The sequence below is a fragment of the Aquabacterium sp. genome, from assembly GCF_014378415.1.
Taxonomy (GTDB): domain Bacteria; phylum Pseudomonadota; class Gammaproteobacteria; order Burkholderiales; family Burkholderiaceae_C; genus Aquabacterium.
The window spans coordinates 1-23,294 of sequence record NZ_JACMNS010000108.1 but is presented as its reverse complement, the minus strand read 5'-3'; the positions used below and the strand labels follow the sequence as shown (position 1 = coordinate 23,294).

At 63.7% G+C, this 23,294-nt stretch carries 16 protein-coding genes and 1 pseudogene; 9 read left to right on the top strand and 8 right to left on the bottom strand.

What is annotated here, in order from left to right; all coding sequences use genetic code 11:
* Entirely contained in the window at positions 1 to 834 is an 834-nt protein-coding gene (gene panB, locus H7225_RS09920; RefSeq protein WP_290661356.1) for a 3-methyl-2-oxobutanoate hydroxymethyltransferase, read from the bottom strand.
* 132 nt (positions 835 to 966) lie between these two features.
* Between panB and H7225_RS09915 the strand changes: the two genes are divergently transcribed.
* A complete protein-coding gene (locus H7225_RS09915; RefSeq protein WP_290661354.1) occupies positions 967 to 1,830 on the top strand; it encodes a sterol desaturase family protein in 864 nt (287 codons plus the stop codon).
* Between the two features lie 27 nt (positions 1,831 to 1,857).
* On the opposite strand, the gene H7225_RS09910 is transcribed toward H7225_RS09915, so the two are convergent.
* Positions 1,858 to 2,628 carry a ScpA family protein gene (locus tag H7225_RS09910; RefSeq protein WP_290661366.1) on the bottom strand — a complete coding sequence of 257 codons (771 nt, stop codon included), beginning with the start codon at positions 2,626 to 2,628 and terminating at the stop codon, positions 1,858 to 1,860.
* 62 nt (positions 2,629 to 2,690) lie between these two features.
* Complete coding sequence (locus tag H7225_RS09905; RefSeq protein WP_290661352.1) at positions 2,691 to 2,894, bottom strand: DUF3460 family protein; 204 nt, start codon at positions 2,892 to 2,894, stop codon at positions 2,691 to 2,693.
* Between the two features lie 91 nt (positions 2,895 to 2,985).
* On the opposite strand from H7225_RS09905, the gene H7225_RS09900 reads away from it, so the two are divergent.
* Complete coding sequence (locus H7225_RS09900; RefSeq protein ID WP_290661350.1) at positions 2,986 to 3,954, top strand: CYTH domain-containing protein; 969 nt, start codon at positions 2,986 to 2,988, stop codon at positions 3,952 to 3,954.
* Positions 3,955 to 3,971: 17 nt separating this feature from the next.
* On the opposite strand, the gene H7225_RS09895 is transcribed toward H7225_RS09900, so the two are convergent.
* The 3 genes and pseudogenes from H7225_RS09895 to metG all read right to left on the bottom strand — a co-directional run bounded on the left by H7225_RS09895 (position 3,972) and on the right by metG (position 6,731).
* A complete protein-coding gene (locus H7225_RS09895) occupies positions 3,972 to 4,205 on the bottom strand; it encodes an STAS domain-containing protein (RefSeq protein WP_290661348.1) in 234 nt (77 codons plus the stop codon).
* Between the two features lie 16 nt (positions 4,206 to 4,221).
* Positions 4,222 to 4,623: pseudogene (locus H7225_RS09890) on the bottom strand (SulP family inorganic anion transporter); the annotation flags it as partial.
* Positions 4,623 to 6,731 carry a methionine--tRNA ligase gene (metG, locus tag H7225_RS09885; RefSeq protein WP_290661346.1) on the bottom strand — a complete coding sequence of 703 codons (2,109 nt, stop codon included), beginning with the start codon at positions 6,729 to 6,731 and terminating at the stop codon, positions 4,623 to 4,625. The gene metG and the pseudogene H7225_RS09890, both read right to left, overlap by 1 nt.
* Before the next feature lie 110 nt (positions 6,732 to 6,841).
* Here metG and apbC point away from each other — a divergent pair, with 110 nt between their 5' ends.
* The 3 genes from apbC to H7225_RS09870 all read left to right on the top strand — a co-directional run bounded on the left by apbC (position 6,842) and on the right by H7225_RS09870 (position 11,349).
* On the top strand, positions 6,842 to 7,966 hold the full coding sequence (gene apbC, locus H7225_RS09880; RefSeq protein ID WP_290661344.1) for an iron-sulfur cluster carrier protein ApbC: 1,125 nt from the start codon (positions 6,842 to 6,844) through the stop codon (positions 7,964 to 7,966).
* Complete coding sequence (locus tag H7225_RS09875) at positions 7,963 to 10,617, top strand: PAS domain-containing protein (RefSeq protein WP_290661342.1); 2,655 nt, start codon at positions 7,963 to 7,965, stop codon at positions 10,615 to 10,617. Before apbC ends, H7225_RS09875 begins: the two co-directional genes overlap by 4 nt.
* 99 nt (positions 10,618 to 10,716) lie before the next feature.
* Positions 10,717 to 11,349 carry a response regulator gene (locus H7225_RS09870; RefSeq protein WP_290661340.1) on the top strand — a complete coding sequence of 211 codons (633 nt, stop codon included), beginning with the start codon at positions 10,717 to 10,719 and terminating at the stop codon, positions 11,347 to 11,349.
* A 15-nt stretch (positions 11,350 to 11,364) separates the two neighbouring features.
* On the opposite strand, the gene H7225_RS09865 is transcribed toward H7225_RS09870, so the two are convergent.
* The gene (locus H7225_RS09865) at positions 11,365 to 12,099 is read right to left on the bottom strand and encodes an ATP-binding protein (RefSeq protein WP_290661338.1); all 735 of its coding nucleotides are present in this window, start codon (positions 12,097 to 12,099) and stop codon (positions 11,365 to 11,367) included.
* Positions 12,100 to 12,533: 434 nt separating this feature from the next.
* On the opposite strand from H7225_RS09865, the gene H7225_RS09860 reads away from it, so the two are divergent.
* The 3 genes from H7225_RS09860 to H7225_RS09850 are packed head-to-tail and all read left to right on the top strand — an operon-like array spanning position 12,534 to position 20,500.
* Positions 12,534 to 16,514, top strand: a complete 3,981-nt coding sequence (locus H7225_RS09860) for a response regulator (RefSeq protein WP_290661336.1) — start codon at positions 12,534 to 12,536, stop codon at positions 16,512 to 16,514.
* A complete protein-coding gene (locus tag H7225_RS09855) occupies positions 16,511 to 18,736 on the top strand; it encodes an EAL domain-containing protein (RefSeq protein WP_290661334.1) in 2,226 nt (741 codons plus the stop codon). The genes H7225_RS09860 and H7225_RS09855 overlap by 4 nt, the downstream gene beginning before the upstream one ends.
* A gap of 18 nt (positions 18,737 to 18,754) precedes the next feature.
* Positions 18,755 to 20,500 carry a diguanylate cyclase gene (locus H7225_RS09850; protein WP_290661332.1) on the top strand — a complete coding sequence of 582 codons (1,746 nt, stop codon included), beginning with the start codon at positions 18,755 to 18,757 and terminating at the stop codon, positions 20,498 to 20,500.
* 9 nt (positions 20,501 to 20,509) lie between these two features.
* Here H7225_RS09850 and H7225_RS09845 read toward each other — a convergent pair whose 3' ends face one another.
* Positions 20,510 to 22,024 carry an NAD(P)H-hydrate dehydratase gene (locus H7225_RS09845; protein WP_290661330.1) on the bottom strand — a complete coding sequence of 505 codons (1,515 nt, stop codon included), beginning with the start codon at positions 22,022 to 22,024 and terminating at the stop codon, positions 20,510 to 20,512.
* Positions 22,025 to 22,476: 452 nt separating this feature from the next.
* Between H7225_RS09845 and H7225_RS09840 the strand changes: the two genes are divergently transcribed.
* A partial coding sequence (locus H7225_RS09840) for an SAM-dependent methyltransferase (RefSeq protein WP_290661328.1) occupies positions 22,477 to 23,294 on the top strand: 818 nt, incomplete at its 3' end.

Here is a 23,294-nt window from a genome sequence, read left to right as displayed (position 1 = left end):
TCAATAACCGTGGATGGCTTCGTCGGGGAAGCTGCCGTCCTTGACACTCGACACGAAGCGGCGGACGGCGTCGTCGATGGAGCCGCCCTCGGCCATGAAGTTGCGCACGAAGCGCGGCAGCTTGCCCCTGGTAATGTTGAGCATGTCGTGCAGCACCAGCACCTGGCCGGCGGTGCGCTGGCCCGCGCCAATGCCGATGGTGATCATGCCGGGGTTGTCAGTCTGCACCGCTGCGGCCACGTCAGAAGGCATCAACTCCAGCACGGCCATGGCGGCACCGGCTTGCGCCAACTCCTTGGCATGGCGGCGCAAGGTCTCGGCCCCGGCGGCATCTCGGCCCTGGATGCGGTAGCCGCCCAAGGCGTGCACGCGTTGCGGCGTCAGGCCCAGGTGGGCGCACACGGGGATGCCGCGATCGGTCAGGAAGTGCACGGTCTCGGCCGTCCAGCCGCCGCCTTCGAGCTTGACCATGTGGGCACCGGCCTGCATCAGGGCCACGCTGGAGCGCAGGGCTTGCTCACGGTTCTCCTGGTAACTGCCAAAAGGCAGATCGCTGATGACCCAGGTGTGGCGGTTGCCGCTCACCACGCAGCGCGTGTGGTAAGTGATGTCGTCGACGGTCACTGGCACCGTGCTGGATTGGCCTTGCACGACCATGCCCAGCGAGTCGCCGATCAGGATGCAGTCCACGCCGCAATCGTCCAGCATGCGAGTCATCGAAGACTCGTAGCAGGTCAGCATGGTGATTTTTTCACCCTGCGCATGCATCTCGCGCAGGCGGTGCAGGTTCAAGGGTTTGCGGGCGGGCAAGGCAGCGGGGGTCACTGAGCTCATTTCACGCGGGTTGGGTGCCAAAGTGGCGCGATTCTAGGCCGACAAGCCACCGCGTGCGCGGGAAATTCTGCAAGCGCCCACGAGCGACTGGGGCTAGCATGATGCTTTGTCGTGTTGATGTTTGGACCAGACATGGCCTCGTGGTGGACGCAGTTGAATGAAATCGGGCTGGAAAAGGTTTTCCTGCTCTTGATGGGGCCGATTTTCGCCGCCTGCATGACTTTTGAGGCCTGGTGGCTGAACCGTCGGCGGCAACAGACTTACACGGTCCAGGGCACGTCCATCAACATCAGCCTGGCCTTGAGCCACGCGGTGGCCGACGGCATCGCCTGGGCCTTGCTGGTCGGCCTGTTCGACCTGATCTACCAGCACCGCCTGTTCGACATCGCCATCACCTGGTGGAGCGTGGTCGGGCTGCTGGTGGCACAAGACTTTTGCTATTACTGGTTCCACCGCGCCAGCCACCGCGTGCGCTGGATGTGGGCCAGCCACGTGACCCACCATTCTGGCCAGACCATGAACCTGGCGACCGCCTTGCGGCAAAGCCCCACCTACCCCATCTCAGGCATGTGGGTGTTCTGGCTGCCCCTGGCCTGGCTGGGGTTCGAAACGCGCCACGTGATCCTGGTGGTGGCCGTGAGCCTGGCCTATCAATTCTTTGTGCACACCGAGTCCGTGCGCAAGCTGCCCCGGTGGTTCGAGGCGATCTTCAACACGCCATCGCACCACCGCGTTCACCATGCCCGCAACACACAATACCTGGACCGCAATTACGCGGGCGTGCTGATCATCTGGGACAAGCTGTTTGGCAGCTTCGTGCCGGAGGACGCGCCCTGCGACTACGGCATCGTCAAGCAGATCCACACCGGCAACCCGCTGGTGATGATGTTCCACGAGTGGCAGGCCATGGGGCGCGATGCGATGAAGCCAGGGCCGCTGTGGCAACGTCTCAAGCACCTGTGGGCGCCGCCCGACTGGGAGCGCACAGAGCGCTGAACAGCAGCGATTGATCGCTCCGATTGATCAGGCCGGGTGGTAGGCCAGGCGCACGTAAATGGGCGCAAAAGCTTCAGCCTGGGTGATCTCGAGCAGGCGCTCTTTGCCCAGCTCCAGCAGGGCGATGAAGGTCACCACCAGCACCTGCGGCCCGCGCCCCGGATCGAACAAGTGTTCAAACTCGACAAAACGCTGGCCCTGCAAACGGCGCAACACGATGCCCATGTGCTCGCGCACCGACAGCTCTTCGCGCGTGATGATGTGGTGGGTGTTGAGCTTGGCGCGCTTGAGGATGTCGGCCCAGGCTTCGCGCAAATCCACCAGCGCGACATCGGGGTGGCGCACGCGCACCGACGGATCGTTGTGCACCTGCACGCGCAGGAAATCGCGGCCCAATAGCGGGATTCGGGTGAGCCCCGCCGCCGCCAGTTTCATCTGCTCGTATTCGATCAGGCGGCGAACCAGTTCGGCGCGCGGATCCTCGGCCTCTTCGCCGCCTTCCGACTTCTTGGGCGGTAGCAGCATCCGAGACTTGATCTCGATCAGCATGGCGGCCATCAGCAGGTAATCGGACGCCAGCTCGAGGTTGTGCTTGCGGATCTGGTCGACGTAGGTGAGGTACTGGCGCGTGACGTCGGCCAGCGGGATGTCAAGGATGTTGAAGTTCTGCTTGCGGATCAGGTAGAGCAGCAGGTCCAGCGGGCCTTCGAACTTCTCCAGGAAGACTTCCAGCGCGTCGGGCGGGATGTACAGATCCAGCGGCATCGAGAACAAGGGCTCGCCATACAGGCGCGCCATCGCCACGCGGTCAACGACCTCGGGCAGGTGGCTCGCGTCCAGGACTTGTCCGCTCACGACCGTCAGTCGCCCTTGGTTTGGTAGACGTAAGGCTGCTGCGCCACGTTCGATTCGCGGGAATCCTGCTGCGCGTCGCGGTCAACGGCCTTGTCCCACAGCAGGGAGCGGCCCTGGCGTTGGCGGTCTTCCAGCTGGGGGTCGCGCTGCTTGAGGCTGTCGATGAACTGGGTCACGTCAGACTTGTAGGGCTTCCAGAAAAGCGGCATGGTGGGCACCAGTCAAAAGAGAGTGTCAATCCGGCATTTTATCGGTCTGCGCGGCCCTTGAGGCCAAGGGTCGCCACCACAATCAGCCCTTATGCAGGAAATCGAACTTAAATTCCAGATCCCGGCCGATTCTCTGGCGATGTTGTCGGCCGAAATTGAAGGCTTACCAGGTCACGCACGAGAGCGCCTGCAGGCTCACTACGTTGACACGCCCGATCGCCGACTGGGCCAGGCACGCAGCGCCTTGCGATTGCGCAAGGAAGGCGAACGTTGGGTTCAGACCCTGAAAGCGTCTGGCGCCAACACCATGATCAGACTGGAAGACAACCAGCCCGCGCCTGCGCCCGCCGAGGGGAGCGCCGCCAAGATCGATTTGAGCCTGCACCTGGGCTCGCCGGCCGAAGCTTCTCTGATCAAGACGCTGGGCTGGAATCCAGGCCAGGACCGCCGGGGCGAACACACCGGGCTGGTGGAGTTGTACCGCACCGACATCTGGCGCCAGACTGCCCGCGTGGCGGTGGGCCCAGGCACACCCCATGGCGGCGTGGTCGAGCTGGCATTGGACCTGGGGCACATCCACGCAGGCGATCTGAGCGTGGCGGTGCAAGAATTAGAGATCGAACTGGTGAGCGGCCACCCGATGGCGGTCATCGCCATGGCGCGAGATTGGGTGCTTCGCCACCACCTTTGGCTGGACACCCAGACCAAGGCGCATCGGGGAGATCGGCTGGCGCGGCTGGCCGCCAGTGAGGTGCCGGCAACGGCTGCGCCACAGAACGCCAGCGTCGACATCGACTTGGCCCAGGCCTTGGAGCAATTCACGGACGCCATGAGCGCGGTCGGAGCCAGCCCAGCCCCGCAACTGCCGCAGATCGAGTCATGGCGGCAGTCCCTGCAGCAACTGGTTTTGCTGAGTCAAGCGCATCCCTTCCCTCAGGGTGCCATGCCCGACGTTCGGGCCTTGCTGCTGGCGCTGCAAGACCATGAGCAGGCCGCCGCCCTGGCCCGCTCACCCACCACCACACTGCTCTGCCTTGACTTGTTCACAGCGCTGCTGTGAGCCAAACGGCCACCACGTCACTGAATCAACTGACGAGCCCGCAGCAAGGCTGAGGGCAAATCCTTGACCACATTGGCCGGCCCCAAGGTTTCATCATGGTGAGCACGGTGGATCAAGCCCAGTGGTTGCTCATTGACCTCGCACAACACCAGTGGGATGTCCTTGCGCGCCAGGGCACGTCGCAACTGCAACAAAGCGTCCAGCCCGGAGGTGTCGATCGAGATCAATCGGTGCGCTTCCAGCACCACCATGCGTGCGCCTGATGGTGTAGCGCACCAGCACGCCCAGCCGGAACAGACCCAGCGCGAACAACAGCACACCCGCCATCGCCGTCGATATCAGCAAATTGGCCACGCCATGGTGCTCGACGATGCCGTAGAGGATGACGATGAAGGCACCCGCCGGCCCGCCGATCTACACGCCTGATCCACCCAAGGCCGAGATCAAAAAGCCCGGGATGATGGCGGTGAACAAGCCCGCCTCCGGCTTGACGCCCGAGGCAATCGCAAAAGCCATGGCCAAAGGCAAGGCCACGATGCCCACCGTGAGGCCCGCACCCACATCGGTCATGAAACGGCCGCGGTTGTAGCCCTTCAGGTCATCGAGCAAGCGCGGACGAAACGGTGCCAGGTCCAAACCCCATCGTTTGAACCAGGCCCCCAGCAGCATCAGCGCACCCGCATGCCGGGCTGGGCCCCCGGGAAAGGTTCCAGCACGTAGATGCCGGGGTTGTCCTTTTCATCGGCGTGCGAGCCGGCCAGCACCATGCCTTCGCTGACACCGAACTTCATCTTGCGCGGCGCCAGGTTGGCCACCATCACGGTCAGCTTGCCGACCAGATCTTCGGGCTTGTAGGCCGACTTGATGCCGCTGAAGACATTGCGCATCCGGCCCTCGCCCACGTCCAGGGTCAGGCGCAGCAGCTTGTCCGAGCCCTCAACGTGTTCAGCGTTGACGATCTTGGCAATGCGCAGATCGATCTTGGCGAAATCGTCGATGGTGATCGTGGGGGCAATGGCCTCGCCGCCGGGTTCAGGTGCCTCGACGGCGGCGGGTGCCGGCGCTTCGAACAACGCTTCCAGCATCTTGGGATCGACCCGGGTCATCAGGTGCTCATACTTGCGGATGGTGGTGACTGGCGTGGTGCGCTCGGCCCAGTTCAAGGGCTGATCAAAGCCCAGGAAGTCGAAAGCACGGCGGGTCACGTCCGGCAGGATGGGGCTGAGGAACAGCGTCAAATACTTGAAGCCTTCCATGCAGGCCGACAGCACCTCGTGCAAGGCGCTGTTGGCGGCATGCTGAGCGCTGTCCTTGGCCAGCTCCCAGGGCTTGGCGGTGTCGAAGTACTGGTTGATCTCGTCGGCGGCGGCCATGATGTCGCGCAGGGCCTTGCCGAACTCGCGCTTGTCGAGCGACTCGGCAATCAAGGCCTCGCGGCTGATCACGGCCTGCAGCGGGATCATCTCTTGCAGCTTGCCTTCGTCGCCCGAGCCCAGGTGCGCCAAGTTGCCTTCAAAGTACTTGTGGATGAAGTTGGAGCAGCGGCTGGCGATGTTGACGTACTTGCCGACCAGGTCGCTGTTCACGCGGGCCACGAAGTCTTCGGGGTTGAAGTCAACATCTTCGACCTTGCTGTTGAGCTTGGCCGCGATGTAGTAACGCAGCCATTCGGGGTTCATGCCCAGGCCGAGGTACTTGAGCGGGTCCAGGCCGGTGCCCCGGCTCTTGCTCATCTTGTCGCCATTGTTGATGGTCATGAAGCCATGCACATTCACTTGCGATGGCAGCTTGCGGCCGCTGAACTTCAGCATCGCGGGCCAGAACAGGGTGTGGAAGTAAGTGATGTCCTTGCCGATGAAGTGAATCTGCTCCACCGCCGGGTCGGCCATGAACTCGTCAAAACTGCGGGTCTCGCCATACTTGGCTTTGGGACCACCATGCGCGAAATAACTTTTCAGCGAGGCCAGGTAGCCCACCGGCGCGTCAAGCCACACGTAGAAGTACTTGCCTGGCGAGTCCTTGGGCAAATCAGGGATCTCAATGCCGAAATAAGGCGCGTCGCGGCTGATGTCCCAATCGCTCAAGCCGCCTTCGCCGTTTTCATCTTTGGTGAACCACTCGCGGATCTTGTTGCCGACCTCGGACTGCAGCTTGCCATCTTGCGTCCAGGCTTCTAAAAACTCCGAGCAACGCGGGTCGGACAGCTTGAAAAAATAATGGTCGCTGGTCTTGCGCACTGGCGTGGCGCCACTCAGGGCCGAATAAGGGTTCTTCAGTTCGATGGGCGAATAGACCGCGCCGCACACCTCGCACGAATCGCCGTACTGATCCTTGGCGCCGCATTTGGGGCACTCGCCCTTGATGAAGCGGTCGGGCAGGAACATGCTCTTTTCGGGGTCGAAGAACTGCTCCACCGGGCGCACGGTGATCAGGCCGGCCTCGCGCAGGTTCACGTAGATCTCTTTGGCCAGCGAGTGATTTTCGGGGCTGTCGGTGGACGACCAGTGGTCGAACGCAATGTGGAAGCCATCCAGGTAGGGCTTGCGGCCCGCCGCGATGTCGGCCACAAACTGTTGCGGCGTCTTGCCAGCCTTTTCGGCCGCGATCATGATGGGGGCGCCATGGGCGTCATCGGCCCCCACGAAGTGAACGCGATGCCCCTGCTGGCGCTGAAATCTCACCCATATGTCGGCCTGGATGTACTCCATGATGTGGCCCACGTGAAAGTGGCCGTTGGCATAGGGCAGGGCTGTCGTGACAAATAGCTGACGTGGCATGGCGACAAGGGCTTGGGGAAAGTCCTTGATTTTAGGCCGCGCTAGACTGGCTGCCTGGATTAGTTTTCTCATCCCCCTTTCCCTCCCGCCTGTACACCGCCTCCGCCAGCATGACCCTACCCGCACCATCCGCCCTTGAAACCGCCGCACGCGCCGCGCTCACCGCCGTCATCGACCCCTTGACTGGTCAGGATTGGGTCAGCGGCAAGCAGCTCAAATCGCTGCGGGTAGAGCAAGGCCAGGCCACCGTGGACATCACCCTGGGCTACCCGGCCTTGTCGCGCTGGCCCAGCTACACCGCCCTGGTGATGCAGGCGCTTGACGATGTGCCCGGCATTTCCAGCGTCGAGGTGAACTGGACCACAAAGGTGCAGACTCACGCCGCGCCGCGCGGCCAGGCGCCACTGGCCGGCGTGAAGAACCTGATCGGTATTGCCTCCGGCAAAGGTGGCGTGGGCAAAAGCACCACCGCCATCAACCTGGCCCTGGCCCTGGCCGCCGAAGGTGCGAGTGTGGGCATGCTTGATGCCGACATCTACGGCCCCAGCCAGCCGCTGATGATGGGCTTGAGCGGCCGCCCCGACAGCCCCGATGGCAAAAGCATTGAGCCCCTGCGCAACCATGGCCTGCAGATGATGTCGATCGGCCTGCTGATCGACGAAAACGCGCCCACCATCTGGCGCGGCCCCATGGCCACCCAGGCGGTCGAACAACTGCTGCGCCAGACCCGCTGGGGCGCGCCCGATGCCCCCCTGGACTACCTGATCGTGGACATGCCCCCCGGCACCGGCGACATCCACTTGACCCTGTGCCAGCGCGCGCCACTCACCGCCGCCGTGATCGTCACCACCCCACAGGACATCGCCCTGCTGGACGCTAGAAAAGGCCTGCGCATGTTCGAAAAAGTGAGCGTGCCCGTGCTGGGCGTGGTCGAGAACATGGCCACTTACCACTGCCCCAATTGCGGCCACGAAGCCCACATCTTTGGTGAAGACGGTGGCAAGCGCCTGGCCGAAGAAACCGGCGTGCCCTCGCTGGGCTCCATGCCTTTGGACCTGAACATCCGCCAGCAAGCCGACAGCGGCAACCCCACGGTCGCCGCTGATCCGAATGGCAAGTTGGCAGCGCTGTACAAAGACATGGCCCAACGCCTGGCCGCCGGCCTGTCCAAGCTGCCCAAAGACTACTCCGGCAAGTTGCCAGGCGTGACCGTTGTGCCCAAAGCTGACGCTTGAAACCCACCGCCCTGGCCATGACTCACCGCACCGACGATGCCTGGTTCGATCTGGTCCCCCAGGCCCTGATTGAATTTGACGAGCATGGCCACCTGCTGCGCAGCAATGCGGCCTTTGCCGGAATGTTCGGCAAGGCGCCTGCGCCAGGCGCTTTGCTGGGCCACGAGTCTGAAGCCCTGCAGCAGCTCACCGGCTGGGATGCCCCTTTGGCACTGATCGGGCTGGCCCCAGGGGCCCCACCGATGACCAACCTGGCCTTCATCGACCAAGGCTCCTCCAACCGGCGCTACCTGCGCAGCCAGGTGCACGCCCACCCCGCCGTCCCCGGTCAACCCGAGCGTTTTCTGTGCGTGGTGCACGACACCAACCCCCTGGCCTTGGTAGTGCAAACTCCGCAGCCCCCCGACTTCACCAACACCAGCGGCGAACCCACCGGCCTGATGGAGTTCGACCAAGACCAGTTGCTGCACGAGCTGCGCACCATCCTCGAAAGCAGCCCCGCCGGCATCGCCTACGTGCGCGACAACATCCTGGTGCGCTGCAACCGCCGCTTCGAACGCATGCTGGGCTTGAACCCTGGTACCTTGACTGGCCAGCACCTGGACGCCCTGCTGGCCAGCGATCCGCGCATCCGCCGCGTGGTCGATCAATCCACGGTCGAGCTGAAAAACACCGGACAGTTCGAAAGCGAACTGGAGATCGTTGCCCCCGGCTTCCCCACGCGCTGGTATGCGCTGTCGGTGCGCCGCATCGGCCCCCGCACCGACACCCTGGAGGTGATCGCGGTGCTGTCGGACATCACGCGCATCCGTTCGCAACAAGCCCAGCTGGAAGCCTTGGGCCGCGACCGCGACCTGATGTTCACCATGTCTGGCGTGGGCATCGCCTTCGTGCGCGACGGCCTGGTGCAAAGCGCCAACCCGGCCCTGGCCAGCTTGCTGGGACTGGACCACCAAGACATGGCCGGCCGGCCCCTGGCCAGCCTGTACATCACCGATGTCGACACCAGCACCCTGGCCAGAACCGACGACCAGATCCTCGCGCAACTTGGCGAACACGGCCACTGGCAAGGCGAGCGTGCCTTGAGGCATCCTCGCGGCACGCCCTTGTGGGCCGAAGTCAACCTGCGCCTGGTCAAACCCGACCAGCCCGAAGAAGGCTTCATCGCGTCCTTTGTCAACGTCGACGACCGCCACCGCGCCGAACAATACCTCACCCTGCAGGCTGACCGCACCCGCGCCATCCTCGACTCGGTGTTCGTGGGCATCGTCACGCTGGACTCCGGCGGCATTGCCTGGATGAACCGCTCGGCCCGGCGCATGTTCGGCGGCGACCTGCCCGATTTCCTGGGCCATCCGCTCAGCACCGTTGCCACGTCAGACATCGACCACCCTTTCCGCCTGACCGGCTACCTCGATGACCTGCTTGATGGCCAATCACACACCTTCGAATGCCAGGTCATGGGCCGTGACGGGCGCGTGTTCTGGGTGGTCGGCAACGCCGTGGTCACGCTGGGTGAGTTCGGCGAGCGCCAGATCACCTACGCCCTGATGGACATCGACCGGCGCCGCGAGGCCGAAGCCCTGACGGCGGAAGCCCAGGCCACCCTGCAGCGCATCATCGAGATGGCGCCCATGACCATCACCCTGTGCGATGCCAAGACCCTGACCGTCATCCAGGCCAACCAGGCCGCCTCGGCCTTCATGAAGATCGAGCCCGCCAAGGCGGCAGGCCTCACCCCCGAACAGATCCACGGCGCGAACCGGGGGCGCCAGCTGCGCACCGACATGCTCAGGGCCCTCGATTCGGCCAAACCGCTGCAGCGCGAATACAAGTTCGAGCAGGGTCCGGGCTCGAGCGTGCAAACCTGGGACGTCAGCTACCTGCCCTTGTCACACGACGGCCAGACCGCCGACCAACTGCTGCTGGTGGCGTCGGATGTCAGCGAGCAACGCGCCGCTGAGCAGGCCCGGCTGGAGGCCGCCATTGCTCAACGTGAAATGCTGGTCAAGGAAGTGCACCACCGCATCAAAAACAACCTGCAAGGCGTGGCAGGCCTGCTGCAGCAGATCGCGGCCCGCAAGCCCGAAGTCGCCTCGGCCATCTCCGAGGTGGTCGGCCAGGTTCAGGCGATCGCGCAGGTCTATGGCCTGCAAGTGGGCGCAGGCGGCCCGTTGCGCCTTAAAAATGTCATCGAAGCGATTGCCCAGTCGGTGCAGCGCACCTTCAGCCGCACCATCACCTTGGTGGTTGAGGGCAGCAACGCCTCGGAATGGCAATTGCCAGAGGCCGAATCCATCCCGATTGCGCTCAGCCTCAACGAACTGCTCACCAACGCCCACAAACACGGCCTGGCCGCCGAGGCCCTGACCTGCTCCCTGATCTGCGGCGAGCAACAGGTGTGCATCGAGATCCGCAACGCCGGCTTGTTGCCCGAAGGCTTCAACGTTCACCGGGTGCCTGGCGGCGTGTCGGGCCTGGGCCTGGTCCGCGCCCTGCTGCCCCGCCGCAGCTCCAAGCTGAGCATGACCCAGGAGGGCGAACAGGTCGTGACCCGGATCGAACTGAATCCGCCAGGCATCAGTTTGGTGCCCACCCCCCACATCCTGGGTGCTCCATCGGGCCAGCAGATTGCACTTTGGCCACAATGAAAGAGGAATGCCGTGCAAAATAGCGAATCAGTCATGACGTGATCTGAGGCCCTGGGTCTCCGTCGCGTTCCAGGGCTTCACGGCCCAATGAGGATGTGCGTGAATCACAAAGGCAAAATTTTGGTGGTGGACGATGATCGGCTGGTACTGGCCACGTTGACCCACGGCCTGTCACAAGCCGGCTACGAGGTGATCGACGCCGACAACGGCGACGACGCCATCCTGCTGGCCCACGAACACAAGCCCGAACTGGCCCTGCTGGACATCCGCATGGAAGGCAAAACCGGCTTCGACGTGGCCGCCTACCTGCGCGAGTACTGCCAGATTCCGTTCATGTTCCTGTCGGCGTTTGCCGACGAGGCCACGGTGGCACAGGTCAAGGAGCTGGGCGCCGTGACCTACCTGGTCAAGCCGCTGGACATCCAGCAGATCGTGCCAGCAGTGGAATCAGCCTTCGCCAACCGGCGCAAAAATGCCGCTGAAGCCGAAGCCCAGGCTAGGCAGACGAGCACGCAGGCCAAAACGTCTGCATCCTCGTCCAGCGCTGACCCTTTGGCGCAAACCGTGGCGCTGGCCGTGGGCATCGTCATGCACCGGCATTCAATGGCCCGTGGCCAGGCCTTGGACCGCCTGCGCAAACAGGCACAGCAAGAGGGCCGCTCCCTTGAGGCCTGGTGCGAGCGCCTGCTGGACGCCCAGGATGTGTTGTCAGGCTTGGGCCCGCTGAACTGACCTAATCCAGGTTGATCAACCGCTGCGCCCCTGGGCCTGCGCTTGGGCAGCACTGATCAGCGTGAAGTAGAAACAGGCGCCTTGCCCTGACTGGGCCTCGGCCCACACCCGGCCTTCATGGTGCGAGATGATGTTTTTCACGCCCGCCAGGCCCACACCGGTGCCAGGAAACTCCTTGGCGCTGTGCAGGCGCTGGAACAAGCCAAACAGCTTGTCGGCGTGCTGCATGTCAAAACCGGCGCCGTTGTCTTTCACGTAAAACACGGCTGGATTGGTCGCGGGCATCACGCCGACTTCAATGCAGGGTTGCGCCACCTTGGCGCTGTATTTCAGGGCATTGCCCATCAGGTTATCGAGCACGCGCCGCACCAGCGTGGGATCGGCCTCGGCCACCATGCCGTCGGCCACCTTGAACTCGGCGCGGCGGCTGGCCTGCCCGGTCACCAAGCCTTCGTCGCGCTCCAGATCGGACAAATCTCTGACCACATCCTTGGCCAGCAGGCTGAGGTCGATGCGCTTGCGCTCGACGGGTTCTCGCGCCAGTTGCGCCTGCGCCAGGATGGCGTCGATCATGCCGTTCATGCGACTGGAGGCTGCCAACACGCGGTCCAGGTGATCATTGCCCACCCGGTCCAGTACCTTGCCATAGTCCTCCTTGAGGATGCGCGTGAAGCCATCCACCACGCGAAGCGGCGCCCGCAAGTCGTGCGACAAGGCATAGCGCAGGACCTCCTGGTCAGACTCGCTCATGGCGGGCTCGTTGATCGCCTCAACCGGCGGAATCAAAGGCACGTCTGGCCTGATCCCTGATTCTGGCGCGGGTAACCATGCCAAAACGGTTGCCCACACCACGCACCACAACAACAGGAAAAGGCTGTGCGCCCACGCCGGCGCGCCCAACAGCACCATCGAGACAAGCGTCAACAAACCCGCCGCACCCCACCCCATCAAGTGGATGCAGGAGCGCCGACGGAGAGAGAACTGACTTAACAAAGAATGATTACCCGGCATTCAAATGATTGTAAGAAGGACCGCAACGGGTTTCTTCTGCTGGTTGACCGTTTCACTGTGCCTGTAAAGTGCGTGATTAGTTAACGAATTGACACAGTATGCCCCTGCGGTCTCCAGGCAACGGGGCTGGCTTACCCAAGGATCGTGACGCGATATCCCCGGACAAGGAAATCATGCGCTTTACCTGGACCTTTATTCTTACCCTGAGCGCCCTGGCCATGACGACCGTGGCGACCGTGGGCTGGGGTTTGAGCGGGCTCGGACTGGCTTTGGCTGGCTGGGCAACCGCCGGCATCGGCTATCTGGCACGCCAGCGTCAGGAGCCAGCCGCCGACCAGCCGGGCACCACACGTCCGCCCGACGCGGCCCTGGACGAGGAGTTCACCGAAAGAGTGTCGCCTGAGCACAACGCCGACGCGCAGCACTGGCTCGCCCTGAGCCAAGAAATCGTCGAGGCCGCTCACGGTGCCAACTCGCTGGCCCAAGCGCTGCAACGGGTCGGCCAGTCCTTGCACCAGCACATGGGCTCCAAGGCCTGGGTCTGCCTGCGGGTGGATGGCTGGAATGGCGAGTCGGCCTTGCTGCGCCCTTGGGTCAACGCCGACAGCGATGCTGGCGACATCATCGACATCACGGCCATCGCCACGACCCACCGCGATGAACGCCCGCTGGGCCAGGCCCTGAGCACCCTGCGCCCCAGTTCGGCCCAGGGTGTAGGCGAGCTATCTCCCTTGTCAAGTTGCCCATGGCGATCGGCACAAACCCACAAAGTCCTGGCCGTCCCGGTCTCAGTCGAAGGCTGGCCTCTGGCCTTGCTGGAGTTCGACGATCCGCAGCAGGACTGCGTCGGCCTGTCGCACGTGCTGGACATTGCCGCCATCCAGTTGGGATTTGTGGCGCAGCGCGATGCCAACCTGGCCCACATGGCCACCAGCGCCGAGCACCTGGGTCGGCTGGCCCTGGTCGCCTCGCGCATCAGCAGCGGCGTGGCCATCACCGACCGCCACGGCACCATCGAGTGGATCAACAGCGCCTTTGTCGCCCTGACCGGCTGGCCCGAAGACAAGGTCCTGGGCCGCAAGTTGGGCGACCTGCTGGAGCAGGAAGTCAGCGCGCCCACCACCGTTCGCGAGCTGGAAGACCACCTGGCCCGGGGCATGCCTTTTCGTTTGTCTTACGAGGCGGCCCGCCAGGGTGGCCAACTCATCACCCGCTACTGGGGCGAGATCGACGCCATCCAGATGCTGGACGAAACGGGCGGGCGCAGCCAGTACGTGTGCCTGTTCAACGACATCACCAAGCGCAAGGCCCAAGAGCATGTGCGCGAGCAGGAGCGAGAGTTTCTGGAGGCCCTGCTGGGCAACCTGCCGGTCAGCCTGTTTGTGCTCGATCCGGTGAACCTCAATGTGGTGGCCATCAATCGCTACACCGAGATCGAATTCAAGCTGCAGCGCGACCAAGTGGTCGGCAAATCCATCACCCAGGCCCTGGGTGAATCGGTGCTGCACCTGACCGAAGGCCCGATGCAGGAAGCCTTGGAAACCGGCCAGACCATCGAGCACGACTTCCAGTGGCAAAACGCCTCGCAGCAGCGCATCGTCAATGCCCGCCACTTTGCCTTGCGGCACAGCAATGGCCGCCCCCGCCTGTTGATCTCGCTGGTGCGCGACATCACCGCCGCGCGCCAAGCCCAGGCCGACCTGGAAGAGTCAGAACGCCGCTTCCGCGAGCTGGTCGAATCGATGGACGACTGCGTCTACGTGGCCAGCGAACACCGTGCCAGCTACCTCTACCTCAGCCACCGCACGCAAGACCTGTGGGGCGTGTCGGCCGAAGACATCCAGGCACACCCGGATCGCCTGAAATCCCTGGTCGTGCCAGAAGACCGGGCCTTGCTGATTGAGCAAGAGGCCATGGAAGATCAGGACCAGCCGACCGACGCCCTGCTGCGCCTGCAGCACCCGGAAAAAGGCCTGCGTTGGTTGCGCCACCGCACCCGTGCCCGCCGACTGCCCGACGGGCAATCGCGCATTTACGGGTTGGTGTCCGACGTGACCGACGAGCACGGCCAGGCGCTGGAGTTGCAACGCGCCCGCGACATGGCCGAGGCCGCCAGCCAGGCCAAGAGCCAGTTCATGGCCAACATGAGCCACGAAATCCGCACGCCCATGAACGGCATCCTGGGCATGACCGAACTGTTGCTGGGCACACCGCTGAACGACAAGCAGCGCCGCTTTGCCCAGGCGGTGTACCGATCCGGCGAAAGCCTGCTGGAGATCATCAACGACATCCTGGACTTCGCGAAGATCGAAGCCGGCCGGCTGGAGTTGGCCACCTGCGACTTCGTGCTGCGCACCCTGGTGGAAGACACCCTGGAGCTGATGGCCCCGCGCGCCCACGAAAAAGGCCTGGAGCTGAGCTTCCACGAGCAGCCCGGCCTGCCGTCCGTCATCCATGGCGACCCCTTGCGGCTGCGCCAGATCCTGACCAATCTGGTGGCCAATGCCATCAAGTTCACCGAACACGGCGAGATCGTTGTCGACATTCGCCGGGCCATCGATGGCAATGTCGACCTGCCCTGGCCTGGCAGCACGGAGACGATGGACCTGAAGTTCATGGTGCGAGACACCGGCATCGGCATCCCCTCAGAGGTGCTGCCTCGCCTGTTCAGCGCCTTCGTGCAGGCCAACGGCGGCATGGCCCGGCGCTATGGCGGCACCGGCCTGGGCCTGGCCATTTCCAAGCAACTGGTCGAGCTGATGGGTGGCCAGATTGAGGTGCACAGCGCACCCGGTGTCGGCTCTGAGTTCCTGTTCTGCGTGCCGGTGTGCATTGGCACCACGCAAGCCGACATGGCCATGCTGGAAGAGCCCGACATGCCTTCCTTCAACGTGCTGGTGGTGGACGACAACGACACCAACCGCACCGTGATCGAAAACATGCTGACGGCCTGGGGCATGCACGTGGTGCTGGCCGTCGATGGCTGCGAAGCTCTCAAGGTGCTGATGGCGCATCCCTCGCAAGATGCGCCCTTTGACCTGGCCCTGGTGGACATGAACATGCCCCACCTGGACGGCATGGGCCTGGCCGAAGCGGTGCGCACCAGCGGCCGCTACCCCAAGCTGAAGATGATTTTGCTGTCGTCGGTGTCGTCACCTGACGACGTGCGCCGCGCGCAAGACGTCGGTTTCCAGCGTTTCGTGGCCAAGCCGCTGCGCAAGGCAGAGTTGCGCCAGGCCATCCTGGGCATCTCGGCCGAACGTGGCGAGGCGCAGGAAGCCCAGCGCATCAACAAGGCCGTGCTGGTCATCGAGGACAACACCGTCAACCAGGAAGTCTGCTCGCAGATGCTCAAGCGCCTGGGTTGCGAGGTGCGTGTCGCCAGTTCAGCCCTGGAAGGTCTGCGCCGCCTGGGCGAACAGCGCTTCGACCTGATCCTGATGGACATCCAGATGCCGGGCATGGACGGCGTGGAGGCCCTGGGTTGGTTCCGCCGCGGCTCGAATAGTCGTTTCTCATTCATCACACCGTCGAACACGCCAGTGATCGCTGTCACGGCCAACGCGCTGGAGGGTGACGAAGATCGCTTCCTGGGGCTGGGTTTCGACGACTACCTGTCCAAACCTTTCCGCCAGAGCCAGTTGCACAAAATGTTGGTGGAACACACCCACGTCGATCCCAACGACCTGCCCGACGCACCCATCACCGTGCCGGCGCCTCTGCACGGTCAGTTGGTTGAAGACACCCAGCCCGGCCGACTGCACGGCACCACCGACGAATCGCTCAGCGCCGGCTGGGAAGAGGTCCTCGACCGCCAGGCTTTGCAGCGTTTGCAAGACCTGGACCCCAAGGGCGAGAACAAATTGATCGAGCGAGTGTCAAAAGCTTTTGAAAATTCTGTCGGGCGGATGCTGCCACAACTCGAAGATGCCATCAAAGTCGGCGATCATGCAGGTATTGCGCATGTGGCGCACACTCTTAAATCCTCGTCAGCCAGCATCGGCGCGCTCAAGTTATCTCAAATGTGTGCCGAAATCGAAGCCATGATCAGGCGTTCAACAGGTGAAGATCTGACTAGTCGCATCAGTGCCATACGGCCCGAAGTGGAACGGGTGACCGCCAGCTTGCGCCACTTGCTGGAGGCTCAGCTGTGAACCGGCTCAGCGCCTTGGGGACCGATCACCCACAAGAGCAGCCCAAGGTGCTGCTGGTGGATGATGACGAAGTCAACCTGCTGTTGACCTCCATCGCCCTGCGCGAGCGCGGTTTCTCGATCACCGAGGCCAGTTCCGGCGAACAAGCCCTGCAAATCATCAGCGAATGGCTGCCCGACGTGGTGGTGCTCGACGCCGTCATGCCCGGGCTGGACGGTTTTGCCACCTGCCAGGAACTGCGCCACCTGCCCGGCTACGAATCCGTGCCTGTGCTGATGCTGACCGGCCTGGACGACGAAGCCTCGATCACCCGCGCTTACGAAGTGGGCGCCACCGACTTTTTCATCAAGTGCACGCAGTGGAGTTTGCTGGCCGGGCGCCTGCGCTACCTGCTGCGCGCCTCACGCACCCGCCACGAGTTGGAGCGCAGCAAGGCCACGCTGGCACGCGCCCAAGACCTGGCCCGCATGGGCAGCTTCGACTGGCGCCAGGGCGTGACCGACATCATCTTCTCCATGGAGGGGATGCGCGTGTTCGGCCTGGGCGGACGTGATCGATTGGGGCTGAGGCGCATCCTGCGCATGATCGCGCCCGAAGAACGCCAAAGTTTCGAGCGCATCCTGCGCGAGGTGCTGGACCACGGCACCGTGCTGTGCAACGACATCCAGGTCAACCTGCACGATGGCCGCCAGCGCATCCTGCACATCGAGGCCGAACCCGAATTCAATGAAGTGGCCGCCCTGATCGGCTACACCGGCATCGTCCAGGACGTGACCGACCGGCGTGTGGCTGAAGACAAGATCAAGCAACTGGCCAACTTCGACACGCTCACCGGCCTGCCCAATCGCCGCCAGATCTTCTGGCGCAGCGAGCGCGCCATCGAGCATGCCAAGCGCCTGAACCACTGCGTGGCCCTGCTGCAAATCGGCGTCGATCGGTTCAAGATCATCAACGAGAACCTGGGCCACCATGCCGGCGACGAGTTGCTGATCGAGGTCTCGCGCCGCCTGCGCTCGTGCGTGAAGCACTCCGAGCAGGTCATGGAAGGCAATATGGAGATGACCGGCATGCGCGGTCACCGCACCCTGGAAGCCGTGGGCCGCCTGGGCGCCGACGAGTTCGTGGTGCTTCTGCCGGAAATCGTCAACGAAGCCGAGGCCATGGACACGGCCACGCGCATCCTGCAAGCCTTGCGCGACCCCATGGTGGCCGCTGGCCAGGAATGCTTCATCACCGCCAGCATCGGCATCGCCCTGTTCCCGGCCCATGGTTTGAGCGTCGCCGACCTGCTGCGCACTGCCGACGTGGCCATGGACATGGCCAAGAGCCAGGGCCGCAACACTGCACTGGTCTATGACCTGCAACTGGCCAGCAAGGGCCGCGTCCGACTGGAACTGGACACCGCGCTGCACAAGGCCCTGGCGCGCAATGAGCTGGTGCTGTATTACCAGCCCAAGATCGACGTGCGCACCAGCAAGATGGTGGGCGCCGAGGCCCTGATGCGGTGGGTGCGCGATGGCAAGATCATCCCTCCGATTGACTTCATCCCGCTGGCCGAAGCCACGGGCCTGATCAACGCGATGAGCCTGTGGGCCATCACCCAGGCCGCGCGCCAGGCCAAGGTCTGGCAAAAGCAATTTGGTTTTGACGCGTCCATCGCCGTCAACCTGCCCAGCCGCCTGTTCGAGCTGCCCAACCTGGTCGACAAGATCGAGGCGATCCTGACACAAGAAGGCGTGCCGCCTCATTTCATTGAGCTTGAGATCACCGAAACTGGTCTGATGAAGGATCTGCAGGGCGTGGTGCCCTCGCTGCACCGCCTGAACCAGATGGGCATCGAGATCTCCATCGACGACTTCGGCACCGGCTATTCGTCGCTGGCCTACCTGACCACGCTGCCGATCAGCGAGCTCAAGATCGACCGCTCCTTCGTGCATGACCTGGGCACCACGCCGCAAAGCTCGGCGGTGGTTTCGGCCATCATCGCGCTGGCCCGTGCGCTGGGCTTGCGCGTGATCGCCGAGGGCGTGGAAGAGGTCTCGCAGATGGAAGCGCTCTACAACCTGGGCTGCCACATCTGCCAGGGTTACCTCTTCGCACGGCCAATGCCAGCGGCCGACGTGGCCACGTGGCTGACCAACACCGCGGCCGACCAAAGCCTGCCCCGCGTTGCCCTGCTCAGCGATGACATTGGCAGTTCAGCCATCAGCAGCACCGTTTAAATCACCGAGGAATCGACCATGGGCAGTTCATCGGGAAGTGGCGCTGCACAGCAAACCCCCGCGCAACTGGCCAAGGCCGCCCTGCGCCAGCTGGCACAACAAAGGCTGGAACCCACGCCTGAGAATTTCCGCAAGGCCTACGAGGCCGAGCAAGGTGCGAGCCCCGCGCCCACCGAGTCGGCGGCGCTTGATGCGGCCCCCGCCATGACCCCGGCCGCCGATGGCGAGCGTTGGTCGCAACTGATTGGCCGCATCGTGCGCGGCGCCGAGCGCGGCGGGCGCCAATGGACCGCCGGCCGCAAGAAAGACAGCCTGCAGCGCGTGCTGGAAGGCAGCAAGAATTCCGCCAACCGCCTGCACCAACGGCTGACCCAGCTGGTGGGCGGCTGGGACAGCGACACCCTCGATGAGGGCCTGCTGGAAGTGGTGGACAGCACGGAGGACAGTGCACCGTCAGAGTCCACCAACGCGGAGTCGGCGTCAGCGCGAGCAGCGACTCCTTCGACCACGGCCCCAGGAGCTGTCCAGTCGATCGTACCCACCCAGAGTGAGGCCTGGCCCCCTCTGGCCGAGCATGCCCTCACCCAAACCCACGGCGCTTTGATCACGGCCCTGCCCGACAGCCTTGGCCAGGCCCGTGAAGCCAAGGCCGCCTTGCAAAGCGCCCTCGCCCAAAGCCGCCAATCAGGTCTGCAGCCACCCGATCTAGACGCCACGCGCGACCAGATCACCCAGGCTTGCGACCAGGCGCGGCGCATCATCGAACACCGCTACCACCTGGTCGAGCAACTCAACGAGCTGTGCCACACCCTGACCGACAGCCTGGTCGAGTTGGCCGAGGACGACTCCTGGGTGCAAGGCCAGTGCCAGGCCATGCAGTTCCAGCTGGAAGACGGCCTGAACAGCCGTGGCGTCAAGCACATGCAGGACCTGCTGGAAGGCACCCGGCAGCGGCAAAAGCAACTCAAACTGGAGCGTGATTCTGCGCGCCAGTCGCTCAAGCAGTTCATCCAACAGATGCTGCAAGAGATCACCGAATTGGGCAGCACCACCGATCGCTTCCAGCAAAGCCTGTGGCGCTATGCCGAGACCATCGGCCAGGCCGACTCGCTGGAGAGCCTGGCCGGCATGGTGCGCGACATGGTGGACGAAAGCCGTGCCGTGCATGGCCTGGTCAACCAAGCCCAAACGCGCATGCAGGCCGAGCACGAGCGAGCCTCCGAGTTGACGGACCGCGTGCGTTCCCTCGAAGACGAAATCCGCCGCTTGTCTGACGAGGTGTCCACCGATCCGCTCACGCAGATCGCCAACCGGCGTGGCCTGGCCAAGTCGTTCGAGACCGAGCGCGCGCGCATGCAGCGCAGTGGCGGCGCCCTTGCCATTGGCCTGCTGGACGTGGACAACTTCAAGAAGCTCAACGACCAGATGGGGCACCACACGGGCGACCTGGCCCTGCAGTTTTTGTCGCGCCGCGTGAGCGAATGCCTGCGCCCCAGTGATTCTCTGGCCCGCTACGGCGGCGAAGAATTCGTCGTGCTGTTGCCGGACACGCCGGTGGATGAAGCTCAGTTGGTTCTGACCCGCCTGCAACGGACCTTGAGCGCCGAATTCTTCACGCAGGACGAAAAGAAGGTGTTCATCACCTTCTCGGCGGGCGTCACCCAATACCGCACCGATGAAGCCATCGAGGCCGCCCTGGACCGCGCCGACGTGGCCCTGTATGAGGCCAAGCAAACGGGCAAGAACCGCACCTGCATCGGCTGAGCTATCGGATCAGTCCGGTCCTCCCACCAGTTTTTGCAACACGGCCGGCAACTGATCAGGCAGGTCATCGGCGATCAGGCCGGCTCCAAAAGCCTGAGCCGCTTCGCCATGAAACCACACTGCCGCGGCGGCGGCATGGAACACCGCCATGCCTTGCGCCAGCAGCCCGGTGATCAAGCCCGCCAGCACATCACCAGCACCCGCAGTGGCCAGCGTGGCCGGTGCGTTGGTGTTGACCAGCGCGGCACCATCCGGCGCGGCAATCACCGTGTCCGCGCCCTTGAGCACCACGACAGCCCCACTGCGCTGCGCCGCCCAACGCGCCCGACTGAGCTTGTCAGGCGCGGGCAAGGTCTTGGCCTGAGGAAACAAGCGCGCGAACTCACCCTCGTGCGGCGTCAGCACCACCGGCGCACGCGCCGACTTGATCAAGGCGAACAAGGCCTCGGGGTCGTGCTCAAAGGCGGACAAGGCATCGGCGTCCAGCACCACAGGGCGGCCACTGGCCAGGGCCACTTCCACCAAAGGACGCACGCCCCTGGCCAAGCCACCGGCCGCACCCGGGCCCAGCAAGACCGCGCTGATGCGGGCATCGCCCAAGACCTCGCGCAAGCTCGCGGCCAGCTCCACCGAGTCCCGACCGCTCATGGGCTGAACCATGATGCTGTTCAAGGCCGCCGCATAGACCGGCCAGGCTGACTCGGGCACCGCCACCGTGGTCAAGCCCGCGCCTGCACGTGCGGCTGCCTGCGCCGACAAACGCGAGGCCCCCGTCATCACGCCGCCACCATAGACCAATGCGTGACCGCGCTGGTACTTGTGGTCATCGTCTGCCAGCCTGGGCCAATCGGCCAGCCAGTACTCGGGCGTGTTTTCAAAAGTGGCCGGTTGTACGAACTCTCCCACGTCGGCCAGCAAGCCAAGGTCGGCCACCACCACCTCGCCACACAAAGCCCGACCCGGCATCAGCACATGGGCGGGCTTCTTTCGGAAAAAAGTCACCGTCAACGTGGCCTTCACGGCGCCCGCGTTGGCCCCCGTGTCACCAAAAACACCACTGGGCACATCAACGGCCACCATGGGCACGCCAGACTGGGCCACCGCTTGCAATGTGATGGCCGCCATGTCAACCATAGGTCGGCTCAAGCCGGAACCAAACAGGGCATCAACCACCAATTCGGCGCCATCTAGCGCATCGGGGTGCACCGGCACGCAAGAGGCCGGATCCCAGTGGCGCGCCTGAATCAGGGCATCACCCTGGAAGGCCGACCACTCGCCCAGCAAGGCCACGCGCACTGGCCAGCCCGCCTCACTGAGGCAGCGGGCAATCACCAGGCCATCTCCGCCGTTGTTGCCGGGGCCGCACAACACCGCCACGGGCCGGGTGGTCCAGCGCGCCAGGATGGCCTCGGCCACGGCCCGACCGGCCCGCTCCATCAACACTTGGCCGGGTGTCCCAGCCTGCATCGTCAAGTTCTCTGCCTGCGCCATCTCTGCCACGGTCAAAAGCGCCGTACGTTTCATGCTTTGTCTCACCTTGTCAGCCCAATCGTCCGAGTCTGCCTTACATCCCGTTACCGATGGAGAAAGTCGCGCAGCTTTTCACGTCAATGCACGCGATGTGCATGGCCCCACTTGCAGCCACAGGCACAGTTGGAACACACTGCAATGGCGGTCATCGATGGGATTTCCATCAACCGCAAGGCACACCGGGTAACGGTGGCTCGAACGGGTGCAATGCTTGCCTAACCGCAGGCTGGCAGGGTGAATCTGCCAGCATCACGCCGTCGGTGAGACGGCCCCCCTGATCGTTTGGGGGACATGACCGGCCAGGACTCACCCCGGCAGGTAAGACGGCCCGATGGTGGTCGTCGAACTCAAGAGCCCGGCGTTTTTTGAACGACCGGGCTTTTGCTTTGGGTCAAATGCAATCGACAATCATCGCCTTGCCCCGTTTCCAGCCAAAGGCGCTTTGCATGCCCACCCCGCACGATCAATTTTTCAGCTTGGTGCACGAGCACCTGAACCAGCAAACGCTGGTCAAATTGGTGTTGGGCAACTACGTCGGCCCGATCACTGACCTGGTCCGCGTGCAGGTGCGTCCGGTGACGATCAAGGGGCAAGCTTGCCTGTCTTTCGTCCACCGCCATCAGACCAAGGACATCATCAAGAACCTACCGGTGGACGAAGGCCTCAAAGCGCTGCAAAGCATGGTTGGCCAGGAGTTCAGAAACGCCCACCTGCTGACACCGACCGAGGAAATCCAATTGGCCATCAGCAAGAAAGGTAAGGCCACGCTGCGTTTTGGCAAGAGCGAGAACCACGAACCCACCAGCCAGGAACACAACCGCCAGAAAGAACGTCTGCTGGCACTTGACCGCCCCTTCCTGACTGCCTTGGGCGTGACCGATGCCAAGCAGACCCTGATCCCGGCCATGTCGCGCAAATGGAAGCAGATCAACAAGTTCATCGAGGTGTTCAGCAGTGCCCTGGCGTCGTCTCAACTGGCCCAGTCGCCAAACATCCACGTGGTGGACTTTGGCTCAGGCAAGGGCTACCTGACCTTTGCCATCCACGACTACCTGGCCAACAGCCTGGCCCTGAATGCGCAGGTGACGGGCGTTGATTTGAAGCAAGACATGGTTGAGCTGGGCAACACGGCTGCCAGCAAGCTGGGCCTCCAAGGCCTGCGCTTTGACCATGGCGACGTGCGCAACTACCAGGCGGGCACCGTGAACGTGATGATTGCGCTGCACGCCTGCGACATCGCCACCGATTACGCCATTCACATGGG